The 12,468-nt window shown below is 60.7% G+C and carries 10 protein-coding genes; 4 read left to right on the forward strand and 6 right to left on the reverse strand.

Annotated elements, in window-relative coordinates; genetic code table 11:
- Nucleotides 1-27: 27 nt before the first annotated feature.
- Genes AACV02_RS26665 through AACV02_RS26675 form a run of 3 tightly spaced genes read left to right on the forward strand, consistent with a single transcriptional unit; the run spans nt 28 to nt 3,025 of the window.
- On the forward strand, nt 28-1,206 hold the full coding sequence (locus AACV02_RS26665; protein WP_119737959.1) for an NAD(P)/FAD-dependent oxidoreductase: 1,179 nt from the start codon (nt 28-30) through the stop codon (nt 1,204-1,206).
- Nucleotides 1,203-2,015 carry an aldo/keto reductase gene (locus AACV02_RS26670; RefSeq protein WP_119737961.1) on the forward strand — a complete coding sequence of 271 codons (813 nt, stop codon included), beginning with the start codon at nt 1,203-1,205 and terminating at the stop codon, nt 2,013-2,015. Before AACV02_RS26665 ends, AACV02_RS26670 begins: the two co-directional genes overlap by 4 nt.
- A 41-nt stretch (nt 2,016-2,056) precedes the next feature.
- The gene (locus AACV02_RS26675) at nt 2,057-3,025 is read left to right on the forward strand and encodes a metal ABC transporter ATPase (protein WP_106577594.1); all 969 of its coding nucleotides are present in this window, start codon (nt 2,057-2,059) and stop codon (nt 3,023-3,025) included.
- Nucleotides 3,026-3,092: 67 nt separating this feature from the next.
- On the opposite strand, the gene AACV02_RS26680 is transcribed toward AACV02_RS26675, so the two are convergent.
- The 3 genes from AACV02_RS26680 to msbA form a co-directional block, all read right to left on the reverse strand.
- Nucleotides 3,093-4,028 carry an NAD-dependent epimerase/dehydratase family protein gene (locus AACV02_RS26680; RefSeq protein ID WP_119737963.1) on the reverse strand — a complete coding sequence of 312 codons (936 nt, stop codon included), beginning with the start codon at nt 4,026-4,028 and terminating at the stop codon, nt 3,093-3,095.
- Nucleotides 4,021-5,445, reverse strand: coding sequence for a bifunctional D-glycero-beta-D-manno-heptose-7-phosphate kinase/D-glycero-beta-D-manno-heptose 1-phosphate adenylyltransferase HldE (hldE, locus tag AACV02_RS26685; protein WP_106577765.1), 1,425 nt, complete (start codon nt 5,443-5,445; stop codon nt 4,021-4,023). Before hldE ends, AACV02_RS26680 begins: the two co-directional genes overlap by 8 nt.
- A 230-nt stretch (nt 5,446-5,675) precedes the next feature.
- Nucleotides 5,676-7,481 carry a lipid A export permease/ATP-binding protein MsbA gene (msbA, locus tag AACV02_RS26690; RefSeq protein WP_106577592.1) on the reverse strand — a complete coding sequence of 602 codons (1,806 nt, stop codon included), beginning with the start codon at nt 7,479-7,481 and terminating at the stop codon, nt 5,676-5,678.
- Between the two features lie 159 nt (nt 7,482-7,640).
- Between msbA and AACV02_RS26695 the strand changes: the two genes are divergently transcribed.
- The gene (locus tag AACV02_RS26695) at nt 7,641-9,500 is read left to right on the forward strand and encodes a bifunctional O-antigen ligase/aminoglycoside phosphotransferase family protein (RefSeq protein WP_119737966.1); all 1,860 of its coding nucleotides are present in this window, start codon (nt 7,641-7,643) and stop codon (nt 9,498-9,500) included.
- 42 nt (nt 9,501-9,542) lie between these two features.
- Here AACV02_RS26695 and AACV02_RS26700 read toward each other — a convergent pair whose 3' ends face one another.
- Genes AACV02_RS26700 through AACV02_RS26710 form a run of 3 tightly spaced genes read right to left on the reverse strand, consistent with a single transcriptional unit; the run spans nt 9,543 to nt 12,459 of the window.
- On the reverse strand, nt 9,543-10,427 hold the full coding sequence (locus AACV02_RS26700) for a glycosyltransferase (protein WP_106577590.1): 885 nt from the start codon (nt 10,425-10,427) through the stop codon (nt 9,543-9,545).
- Nucleotides 10,424-11,578 carry a glycosyltransferase family 4 protein gene (locus tag AACV02_RS26705; RefSeq protein ID WP_106577589.1) on the reverse strand — a complete coding sequence of 385 codons (1,155 nt, stop codon included), beginning with the start codon at nt 11,576-11,578 and terminating at the stop codon, nt 10,424-10,426. Before AACV02_RS26705 ends, AACV02_RS26700 begins: the two co-directional genes overlap by 4 nt.
- Nucleotides 11,575-12,459, reverse strand: a complete 885-nt coding sequence (locus AACV02_RS26710; RefSeq protein WP_119737968.1) for a DUF6625 family protein — start codon at nt 12,457-12,459, stop codon at nt 11,575-11,577. Before AACV02_RS26710 ends, AACV02_RS26705 begins: the two co-directional genes overlap by 4 nt.
- Nucleotides 12,460-12,468 lie beyond the last annotated feature (9 nt).

Raw genomic sequence — 12,468 nt, forward strand, 5'->3', positions numbered from 1 at the left:
CTCTTGTCTTGAACACTGAGGTCGCCGATGCCATCCGTTATTTCCACCGACGTTCTGATTGTCGGCGCCGGGGTTGCCGGCCTCTGGCTTAACGCGCGCCTGCGCCGCCAGGGGTTTTCCACGGTGTTGGTGGAAAGCGCCACGCTGGGCGGCGGGCAAAGCGTGAAGTCCCAGGGGATCATCCACGGCGGCGCGAAATACGCCCTGCACGGCGCGCTCACCGGCGCGTCCGAAGCGATTGCCGACATGCCGCGCCGCTGGCGCGAGGCGTTGGCGGGTGATGGCGAACTCGATCTGTCGGGCGTGCGCCTGCTGTCCGAAGCCCATTACCTGTGGTCGCCCGGCACACTCGCCGGCAACCTCACCAGCTTCTTCGCCAGCAAGGCCGTGCGTGGCAGGGTCGACCAGGTCAAGGGCGACGAATTGCCGCCGGCCCTGCAGGACCGTCGCTTCAAGGGCAAGGTCTACCGACTGGCCGAGCTGGTGGTCGACGTGCCGAGCCTGATCGAGCGTCTGGCCCAACTGGCGGGTGACGGTTTGCTCGCCGGCCAGCACATCGAACCGCTGCGCGATGGCGATAGCCTGGTGGGTTTGAAGGTTGACGGCCGTGAGATTCGCGCCCAGCGCATCGTGCTCAGTGCCGGTGGCGGCACGGCTGATTTGCTCAGCGCCCTGGGCCTGAGCCAGCCCGCCATGCAAAAGCGCCCGCTGCATATGATCATCGCCAAGGGCCCGGGCTTGAAACCGCTGTATGCGCACTGCCTGGGCGGCGGCACCAAGCCACGCCTGACCATCACCACCCACCCGGCCGCCGATGGCAACTGGGTGTGGTACATGGGCGGCGATATCGCCGAGGCCGATGGCGTGGCGCGCACACCTGAAGAACAGATCGCCACTGCGCAAAAAGAGCTGGCGCAATTGCTGCCGTGGATCGACATGAGCCAGACGCAATGGGCGACCTTGCGCGTGGACCGCGCCGAGCCGCTGCAATCGGGCCTGACCCGACCAGACAATGCGTTCCTTGCCGAAGAGGGCCGCCTGCTGGTGGGTTGGCCGACCAAACTGGCGCTGGCGCCAGACTTCGCTGACCGCGTACTCAACGCCCTGCAACGCGACGGTATCCAGCCGAGCACCAACAACGACGCCCTGCCCGAGCTGCCAAAACCAGCCCTCGGCCAACCTGCCTGGGAGCACCTGTTGCCATGAGCCTGCCCACCCTGCACGACCTGCATCGCCCCTTGGGCAGCACCGGCCTGCTGGTGTCGCCACTGGGTCTTGGCACAGTAAAACTGGGCCGCGACCAAGGGGTGAAATACCCCAACGGCTTCCAGATTCCTGATGATGACGAGGCGCGCATGCTGCTACGCCAGGCACGCCAGCTGGGCATCAACCTGATCGACACCGCGCCGGCTTACGGCCGCAGCGAAGAACGCCTGGGGCCGCTATTACGCGGCCAACGCAATGACTGGGTGATTGTCAGCAAGGTGGGTGAAGAGTTTGCCGATGGCGTGTCGCAGCATGATTTCAGTGCGGCCCATACGCGGATGTCGATCGAGCGCAGCTTGAAACGACTTGAAACGGATTTTATCGACCTGGTGCTGGTGCACTCCGATGGCAATGACCTGCATATCCTCAATGATTGCGAGGTGTACCAGACCCTCGCAGCGCTGAAAAAAGAGGGCAAGATTCGCGGTTTCGGCTTCTCCGGCAAAACCGTCGAAGGCGGCGTGAAGGCTCTGGAACAAGGTGATTGCGCAATGGTCACCTACAATCTGAACGAACAGAGCGAGAAAACCGTCATTGATTACGCCGCTGCCCATGGCAAAGGCATCCTGGTGAAAAAAGCCCTGGCCAGCGGCCACGTGTGCCTGGAGCCTGGAATGGATCCAATTCACGCCAGTTTCATGTTGTTGTTTGCGCAAACGGGCGTCGCCAGTGCTATTGTCGGGACCATTAATCCGCTGCACCTGGCCCATAACGTGGCGACCGCTGCCAAGGTCATTCGTCAACTCTGATGCCGCCGACGCGGCCGACCCCGTCGCAAGAAGGAGCCGACATGCCGCGCACGCTTATTAGAAAAAACCCCAGCAACTTTAAAACACTGCCGCTGCACGTCGAAGCCACCCCCGAAGGCCTGAGTTACCAGAGCGTGGGCATGCCGCTCAACTTCGCCCAGACCCTGCAACGGCGCAAGCCGGTGGAGGTGGCGGACCCGGAGCGTTTCGCCCTGGAACTGGCGAATCTCGGTGTGTCGGTGCGACTGACCCTGCACTGGCAAAACAAGGATTACTGGGTATTGGTCCGCCAACGCCGCCAGGACCGTGGCGACGTGGTGCTCAAGCTGATCTCGGGCTATGTGCCGGCCCACGAACTGAACCTGCCGCTGCACACCGCCATCCAGGAAATTGCCGAAGAATGCCTGCTGGAGACGCCTGAAGGCTGGCTCGGCGGACGCTTCAACGACACCTGGCTGCCAGCGCCCTACTCCACCGCCCTGCATTACCGTGAAGCACTGCCGTTTCGGTTGAGCCCTTTGTCGGGCGCCGCCCGCCCGGTTCGCTGCGCTACCACGCAATTGATCGAGCGCCCACGGGCCTACGTGCACCTGCCGACGGCGTCGCTGCAATTGATTTATGACTTGCGCCTTGAGGTGCCGAAGGAAGCCAAATCCCTCAGCCTGTTTCATGTGGATGAGCGACTTGAAGGCGACCAGTTGGTAGCCCGACTGGACCGCAAGCGCCCGGACTTGTACCTGATGCCGCTCAAAGATGGCCAGCCTGTAGCAGAGCTGTACACCGTCAAGAAAGACCAGCTGTATCCCGCCAGCACACGCGGTTTATACCTGGCCGAAAGCTTTGCTCAGCAAGACGGCTGGTTGGTACGTGATGAGCGGATTCGCTGGAAGGATTGGCTCAGGCAGCAAGGCCTGGCCCAGCCTGAAAAAGAGTCGAAACTGAAGCGATTGACCGGCAAGGCGCGGCAGATGCTGCGCAAGATTGTGCCGAAGAAAAAAGCCAAGGGGTGAAACCGCTCTGATCTGGGCGCTGGCTTGCCCGGCTCCCAGATAAAGCGGCTACTACAGTTGACGGTGTTCAGCCCGTGAGCAACCGCTCCAGGCCCACCTTCAACGGCGTGGGCTCAGGCAGCGTGAAACTCGCCAACAGCCGCTGGTTATTGGCCCGCGAATGCCGAATATCCCCCGAGCGTGCCGGGCCGTAAGTGATCGTCGGCAACTGACCCACCACTTCTTCCAGCGCCTGCAACACCTGCTTGAGCGTGGTGGTGCGGTTCCAGCCTACGTTGATCGCACCCAGCGGCGCGTCGGGCGCTTCGATGGCCTGTACCAGCACATCGACCAAATCTTCCACGTACATGAAATCGCGGGTTTGCTCGCCATCACCAAACACGTTGATTGGCACACCCTGCTGCACACGCTCGCTGAAAATACTGATCACCCCGGAATACGGCGAGGACGGATCCTGGCGTGGCCCGAAGATGTTGAAGAAGCGGAAGATCACCGGCTCAAGGCCATGCTGGCGGCGGTAGAAATCGAAGTAATGCTCACCGGCCAATTTGTCCGAGGCATAAGGTGTCAGCGGCGCCTTGGTGGTCTCTTCGTCAATCGACGCGCCCTCACCATTGTTGCCATACACCGCCGCGCTGGACGCAAACACCACGCGCTTGACCCCGGCCTTGCGCATCGCTTCGCAGACATTCAGGGTACCGACGAAGTTGCTCTGGTGAGTGCTCACCGGGTCATCCACCGAGGCCTGCACCGAGGCCACTGCGGCCAGGTGCACCACGGCGCTCACGCCAACGGCGGCGTGCGCCACCAGCTCGGCATTGGCGACATCACCCTCAATCAGTTGCACACGCGGGTTGCCCAGCGCCAGGTTGCTGCGCTTGCCGGTGGACAGGTCATCCAGCACCCGCACGGCATAGCCTTTGGCAAGCAACGCATCAACCAGATGCGAACCGATAAAACCGGCACCGCCGGTGATCAAGACCCACTTATCAGCGTTACTCATTGTTGCGGATCTTCTCGACAATGGCGGTGGTCGAGCTGTTCTCGACCAGGCCCAGCACCTTCACCGTGCCGCCGTAAGCGCCAACGATATCGGCACCCACGACCTGATCGACGGAGTAGTCGCCGCCCTTGACCAATACATCGGGCTTGACCTGGGCCAACAGGTTTTCCGGAGTGCCTTCAGAGAAGCTGATCACCCAGTCCACCGCGCCCAGACCGGCCAATACCGCCATGCGCCGATCAACACTGTTGATCGGACGGCCAGGGCCTTTCAGGCGGCTGACCGAAGCGTCGTCGTTGACCGCAACGATCAGGCGATCGCCTTGGGCTCGGGCCTGCTCAAGATAGGTCACGTGACCGGCGTGCAGGATGTCGAAACAGCCGTTGGTGAACACAATGCTTTCGTTGTGGGCCCGCGCATCGTCAATCGCCAGCAGCAATTGTTCGATGGTCAGCACACCGCGCTCGGAGCCTTCGGAGCGCTGGATAGCCCGGCGCAATTCTGGCGCGCTGATGGCCGCGGTGCCCAGCTTGCCGACCACAATGCCCGCCGCCAGATTGGCCAGGGCCACGGCGTGGGGCAATTCCTCACCGGCTGCAATCGAGGCAGCCAGGGTGGAGATCACGGTGTCGCCGGCGCCGGTAACGTCGAACACTTCACGCGCACGCGCCGGCAAGTGCATCGCCGGGTGGCCCGGACGCAGCAGCGTCATGCCATGCTCGCCACGGGTCACCAGCAAGGCGCCCAGGTCGAGGTCGGCCATCAGCGTGGCGCCCTTGGTCACCAGCTCGTGCTCGTCGGCGCAACCGCCGACGATGGCTTCGAACTCGCTGAGGTTTGGCGTGATCAGGCTGGCGCCCCGATAAATCGAGAAGTCCTTGCCCTTGGGGTCGGCCAGTACCGGAATGTTGCGGGCCTTGGCGGCCTGGATCAGCATCTGGTGGTTCTTCAGGGCGCCTTTGCCGTAGTCGGACAAGACCAGCACCTTGATGCCTTCGAGCAACGTGTCGACTTGCTCGCTCAGCGCCAAGGCGTCGGTGGCGAAGGGTTCTTCAAAATCAATACGCAGCAATTGCTGGTGACGGCTCATGACCCGCAGCTTGACGGTGGTCGGCTGATGGGCGATGCGCTGGAACAGTGCGCGCACGCCGGCACCGCGCAGGCTGTTGGCCAGGCTGTCGGCGGCTTCGTCGTCGCCGGTCACACCCACCAGGGAGGCCGGGGCGCCGAGCGCGGCAATATTGAGGGCAACGTTGGCAGCGCCACCTGGACGGTCTTCGATTTGCTCGACCTTGACTACCGGTACCGGTGCCTCAGGGGAAATCCGTGAGGTACCGCCATGCCAGTAACGGTCGAGCATGACATCGCCGACCACCAAGACAGGGGCTTGATCGAATCGCGGCATGGACAACTTCATGGAGCAACCCACATACAAAATGAACAGGGGCGCGATATTAGCACAGGGTTACAGGAGGCTTGTGGAGGGCGTGACAGAAGATGGTACGGGAGACGGAGAGCGAATCCGCTGATGAAACAAATATGGGAGCGGGCTTGCCCGCGAAGACGGCGTGTCAGTCGACATCTCTATGACTGATCTACCGCATTCGCGAGCAAGCCCGCTCCCACACTGGGCCGGTGGCCCCTGACTCAGGTGATGTCGGCCGGTACCGGCGCATCCAGGCCCATGGCATGCAGACGGGCGTAATAGCCGTTCTGGGCCAGCAGCTCGGCGTGAGTGCCGCGCTCGACAATCCGGCCGTCGTCCATCACCAGGATCAGGTCGGCTTTCTCAATGGTAGAGAGGCGATGCGCAATCACTAACGTCGTGCGGCCCTGCATGACTTTGTCCAGTGCGGCTTGGATGTGCCGCTCGGATTCGGTGTCGAGGGCCGAGGTGGCCTCGTCGAGAATCAGCAACGGCGCGTTCTTGAGCAACGCCCGCGCGATCGCCAGGCGCTGACGCTGGCCGCCGGACAACAGCACGCCGTTCTCGCCAACCTGGGTGTCGAAACCCTTCGGCAATTGGTCGATGAAGTCTTTGGCATAGGCATCCGCCGCCGCCGCTTCAACGTCCGCACGTGGCGCGCCGGCCAGGTCGCCGTAGGCGATGTTGTTGGTGACGGTGTCGCTGAACAAGGTCACATGCTGGGTCACCTGGGCGATGTGCCGGCGCAGGTTAAGCAGTTTGTAATCTTCGATCTCTACGCCGTCGAGCAGGATTTCACCACTCTCGTGATGGTAGAAACGCGGAATCAGGCTGGCCAGGGTCGACTTGCCGCTGCCGGAACGCCCCACCAGCGCGATCATCTGCCCAGGCTCGGCGGTGAAGCTGATGTCCTTGAGCACATGGCGTTCAGTGCCTGGGTAGGTGAAGTTCAGGTGACGCACTTCCAGGCGGCCGCTGACCTTGTCGCGCTCAACGGTGCCGCGGTCGATTTCCTGCTCTTCGTCCAACTGCTCGAAAATGCTCTCGGCGCCGGCCACACCTTTCTGGATGGTCGAGCTGACTTCCGACAATTGACGGATCGGCTTGGGCAACAGCCCGGCCAATGTGATGTAGGCCACCATGTCACCCGCCGACGCATCACCGCGAAGGTAAAGCACCAGGAACATCAGCACCGCCATGGCGGTGTAGATCACCAGTTGCAGCAACGGGGTGTAGATCGCCCCGGTGCGGGTCATGCGCAGTTGCTTGTCGGTGTTGCCCTGGCTGGCCTTGAGGAAACGCTTCTCCTCGTAGACTTCGCCGCCGAAGCTGCGCACCACACGGTAGCCCTGAATGGTTTCCGAGGCCACGTGGGTCACATCACCCATGGCAACCTGGATCTTCTTGCTCTGCTTGCGGAATTTCTTGCTGGCCGTGCTGACCATCACCGCAATCAACGGCAGGATGGCGATCATCACCAGCGTCAGGCGCCAGTTCATGAACAGCAGCGAGGCGAACAGGAAGATCACCGTCATGCCTTCGCGGATCACCACTTTAATGGCATCGGTCGCCGCACCCGTGACCATGGTCACGTTAAAGGTGATGCGCGAAATCAGGTGCCCGGAGTTGTGGTTGTCGAAGTAGCGGTTGGGCAGCGTCAGCAGGTTGTTGAACAACTGCACGCGCAGGTCGTGGACCAGGCCCAGGGAAACCTTGGCCAACAGGTAGTTGCCTAGGAACGAACCCAGGCCCTGCCAGGCTGCGATCAGAATGATCAACAACGGCACGGCTTGCAGCAATTGCAGGTCACGCAGGAACGGTACGCTGGGAAACAGCACCGCTTCAGGGTTGGACAAACCGTCGACGAAGTACTTGAGGATGTACCCCAGCATGGGCTGGGTCGACGCGAAAATCAGAAATCCGACAATACTCAACGCGAACAAGCCGGCGTAGGGCTTAACGTACATGAGCAGGCGGAAGTATATTTTCAAGCTCGAAGGGCTTGCGCTCGGACTGGAGTCGGTCATATCACGCGGCGTTTTGAAAAAGGAGGCTGACTTTAGCACAGCTTCTCTGTTGTACTTGCACCCGGTATGACCCTCGGCCTGGTTGGATCCAGGCGACGACATTATATAGCCACTACTTTAAGATGGTCGGCTTTCTCTATTCTGGAATGGCTTTTCTGTATGCACTCCAAGCGCCTTATTTATGGCTCAAATCGCGTTTTCGACTTCCTGGTCCTATGGATTTTGCCCATTGGCTTGTTGTTGCTTCTGAGTTCATTGTTCTACGTCACCAACCGCAACGTCATGCACCGTCTCTACTACGGCTTTTTCAGTGTGCCGACCTTGTTCCTGCTGTGCCTGCGCCCGCGGGAAATCAAAGAACTGCTGCGCGAACCTTTGATCATTGCGCTTCTGGCATTTTGCGCCTGGGCGCTGATCACCGTGCTGTGGAGCCCGCAACCCACCGGCGACTCCAACCTGTTCAAGGTGCCGCTGCAAACCTTCATGCTGTTTGCCGGCTGTGGGCTGTTGCTGCACTACCGCAGCGAGCTGTTCAAACCGATCTTTTTCAGCGCCGCCGTCATTGCCCTGGTGGTGTGCCTGTTCAACCTGGTGGCGTTCGCCAAAGGCTTCGTGCCCGGCGTGAGCATGCGCATGATCGGCGGCCTGGGCGCTCTCGATAACCCACTGCTGAGCTCCCATCTGTTCGGCTTTTTCTGCATCTATTGGCTGTATGTCTGCATCACCACCCAGCGCTTGCAGGTGTTGTTGTTCAGCGCGCCTGCGCTGGCGGTCATGACGCTCGCAGTCCTGGCCACCGGCTCTCGCACGCCACTGGTTGCGCTGACGCTGGCCGCCGTGTGGATCGCCTTCGTCAGCCGCAATCGCCGCTCAGCACTGATGATCGCGACCCTGGTGCTTGGCGCTGCAGCGCTGCTGCTGTTTTATCCTGAAGCGATTACCGAGCGTGGCAGTTCGTACCGTTTTGAATTGTGGGGCATGACCCTGCAGCGTATCGCCGACCATCCGCTGATCGGCCACAGCTACGACTCCGAACTGTCCTTGATCGTGGACGGTTACGAACTGATGGAACCGCACAGCTTTGCCCTCGGCGTGCTCTATTACGTCGGCATCATCGGCTTTATCCCGTGGATCTTCATGCTCGGCTGGGGCCTGTACAAAGGTTTCAAAGAGCGCGCACAACCGCTGTTTCTGCTGGCGTCCGCCCTGCTGGCCTATGGCATCGGCGCCGGTCTGACTGAAGGCGGCGGGATCCTGTCGCGCCCTAAAGAGCATTGGTTCCTGCTGTGGATTCCGCTGGCGCTGATCGCCGGCCTGAGTATCGCCAAGCGCCGTCGCAGCCTGCTCGGCATGCGTGTGCAAACGCCCACACCGCTGGCGTTCGACGCCCTGCGTAAAGGCGCTGCAGTCATCGAGGAAGATGGTCTTGGGCCCAAGGTCCTGCGCCTTGAGGACGGCAGCTTCCTCAAGCTGTTCAGGGCGCGCCGCTGGTACACTTCCGGGGGTTTCAATCCGTATTCGGAACGCTTTGCCAGCAACAGCGAACACCTGCAGCAACTGGGTATCGCGTCACCGCGGATTCTGGATGTGTATAGCTTGCGCGATGGCAGCAGTGCCGTGCGCTATCAGCCCCTGCCCGGCCTGACCTTGCGCCAGGCGCTGCAGAGCCTGGACAGCAGCCTGCGAGAATCGCTGATCGAACGCTTTGGCAGGTTCATGGCCCAGCTGCATGAGCGCGGCGTGTACTTCCGCTCGCTGCACTTGGGCAACGTTCTGCTGATGGACGATGGTGAGTTCGGCCTGATCGACGTGGCCGACATGCGCATTTATCCGTCGCCGCTGCGCAACACGCTGCGCCAGCGCAACGTGAAGCACATGCAACGCTACACGCAGGACCGCAACTGGCTGTTCGAAGCTCACTTTGAACAGTTGGCCAGTGGCTATGCGTTGGTTGCGTCGCCGCAAGCCACGGTCAAACTCCGCGAGCACGTGCTGACCCTGGCACGCCCGGCCGCTTGACACACGCCAAGTGCGCCCCGGCGAGGGGCGCACACTGGCGTGTCAGTCTTTTTCCAGCGGCGAAAAATACAGCCGCGCCAAACCCCGCCAGGTTTTCTTGTTCCAGGCCCGAAACGGGATCTGCGCCAACAACTCTCGCGCCAACGCGCGATTGCGGTTGGAGGTCTTGAGGAACATGGAGCTGAGAAACTTGTAACGCACCTCGTCATAGAGCGGGTGGTCACTGAACAACGCGTAAGAGCGCAGGATATTGTCGATCATGAATCGGTGGTTCTTGTACGAGTTGGTGGCGTGCTTGCGGTAGCGGGCCATGACCACGTTCAGACCATCGATGAAGTACCCGGCATGGGTGATCTTCAACTCGATCAACAAGTCTTCCAAGCGAATCTCGGGGTCAAACCCACCGACCTTTTCCAGCGCCTCACGCCGAATCATCAGCGTGGGTGCCGGCGGATAGGGTTTGCGCTCCAGGAACATGTCGTCGAAGTCCAGGCGCCGAAACGGCACGTCGCGGCGCTGGCGCTTCTCGGGAAGCAGTTCGCCTCGCGAATCGATCAGCTCGATGTTACCCGCACAGATACCCACTTCCGGCTTGCCGTCCATGTAAGCCACCTGAATCGCAATGCGCTCCGGCTTCATGATGTCGTCGGAGCCAAACGGCACGATCAGCGGGCCTTGGGAGCGTGCAATAGCGCCATTGAGCGTATTCGTCAGACCTTGATTCTGCTGGACGCGAAAGTCGAACGTGTGGCGCTCCTGCAGGCGGCGGATGCGCTCGACACTGTCGTCTGTCGAGCCGTCATCAATCACCAGCAGTTCGATGTTTGGGTAGGTCTGGTTCAGCACACTGAGGATGCTTTCCTCGATGTACGGGCCGTGGTTGTACGAGGCAATGATCACCGTGACCAAGGGCTGACTTGGGTTCATACATTGTTCCTGCGTGCTTGGGCCAACCCGGATTCGATCAGCTCCAGGTATTGCTGGCGGAACACCTCAATGTCATGTTGCGCCTGAAGGTACTGGTAAGCCTGCTCGCCCTTTTGCGCGAGCGCTTCATCGGACAGCGCCAGATACGTGTCCAGCGCCTGGGTCAATGCGGGCACGTTGGCCGGCTCCACCGCCAGGCCACCGGCGCCTTCAATCAGTGGCAGCATGGCCGGCACACTGGAGGCGATCACCGGCAGGCGACCGCTCATGCCTTCGAGCAGCGCCAGGCCCAAGCCTTCTGCCAGCGAGGGCATGGCCCAGATGTCGAAAGCGCGCACGTACTGCAGGGCGTTTTCCTTGAAGCCCAGCAAGTGCACCCGCCCATCAAGGCCAAGGCTCTGGATCTGCGCGGCCAGGTTGGCCTGCTCACGCCCCGCGCCAATGATGGCGAGTTGCGCCGCAGGGTATTTATCCTTGAGCGCTGCAAACGCCTGCAGCAAATAGGTGTGCCCCTTGACTGGAACCAGACGGCCCAGGGCGCCGATCAATCGCACCGAAGGGTCGATGCCCAGTAACTCACGCGCGCGTTCGCGTGAATGCTGCAAGCCTTCGGCCTGCTCGATGTCGATTGCGTTGGTAATCGCGTAGGTATTGCTGTCGGTAAACCCGCACTTGCAGTCCAGCAGGTACTGCTTGACCGCGGGCGAGACCCCGACAAACCGCCAATGCTCGTCGATCCAGCGCTGCGCCTGTTTACGGCGGTAGAGACGGTCGTACTCGCCAAAGCCGTGGGAGATCCCGATACACAGTGGAATCTTCAACCAGCGGTTGAGTTGCAACATCATGTTGACCGGCTTGAAGCGGTTGCACACCACCACGTCAAACTGTTCCTTGCGACAGAACTTATACATCTGCCACATGGCGCGCAGCCTCAAGCCCTTGAGCGCCTTGTCGGAGAAATCGAAGTAGACCGACGTTGCCGCCCGGCTGACCGGGTCCGCGGGCCCGGGTCGGCCACGCAAAAACGCGGCGGTGACTTCATAGCGGTCCGCAGGCAATGCCTTGACGATCTGTTCGGCCAGGTCGGCAAAATCATGGGATTTAACATTGTAGTCAGGCTGCAATTGCAGGACCTTGAAACGCCGACTCATAACTCTCCTCGATGGAAACCTGTGGCATCAACGACCCACGACGGTTCAGCCGCCAGCGCCTCGACGTACTCGCTGTCGGGCTCCGGTAACCGTGGCCACTGATTACGCTTCCAGCAGACAAAATGGAAATAGGGAAATTCGCGCTCGCCATCCCTGTCATTGGTCAGACGACCGTTATTCCAGAACCACTGATGCGGGAAGCGATCACTGCCGTCGTGCCATTTGATCACACCGCCCGGCGTACTGAACGCCTCGGTGAACTCACTGCGGCGGCGCCAGGGATTGAGCTTGCCGACCAACTCGAACAACGGTTTCGGAAAATTCTTGCGCCACAGGAAAATCCTGCTGAACGCGCCTTCATCCAGCGCATGATGCGCCTGATCAGTGAAACGCGCCTCCCAATCCTTGATCTGCATGAACACCTGGCGCTTTCTGGCCGTGTTGCGCATCAGGCACAAATGGCCGGCGACCCGTCGTTCGTGGGTCGAAAACAAATCATAGCCAGCCAGTCGATCGGGCGTGAAATAGCGGCGCAGGTTGCCGTAAATCAGGTCCAGGTCGCCAAACGCCCAGAAGTCGTAACCTTGGAGGCGATCAGCATGGATATGCCCCAGCGCAGGCTTGATGTCACATAACTTGTAAGCCGCTTGCGGTGCAAACGGGATGTTCAACCGTTCCGATACCAACGCGCAGTAATCGGCGAAGGTAATGCTTTCAATCCTGACGTTGTCCGGCACATTGCTCGGTATCGGGCAGTCGCTGAATAACAGCCAGTCAATATCGGCATTGTGTCGGCAGCTTTCGAGAAAAAACGGCATCCAGAATGGCCAGCGGCCAAAGTAAGGAATGAGGAAGAGGATGCGGGGGCACTGATTGATCAAAACGGACTC

Origin of the sequence: Pseudomonas sp. Larv2_ips (assembly GCF_963879675.1) — a bacterium.
GTDB lineage: Bacteria > Pseudomonadota > Gammaproteobacteria > Pseudomonadales > Pseudomonadaceae > Aquipseudomonas.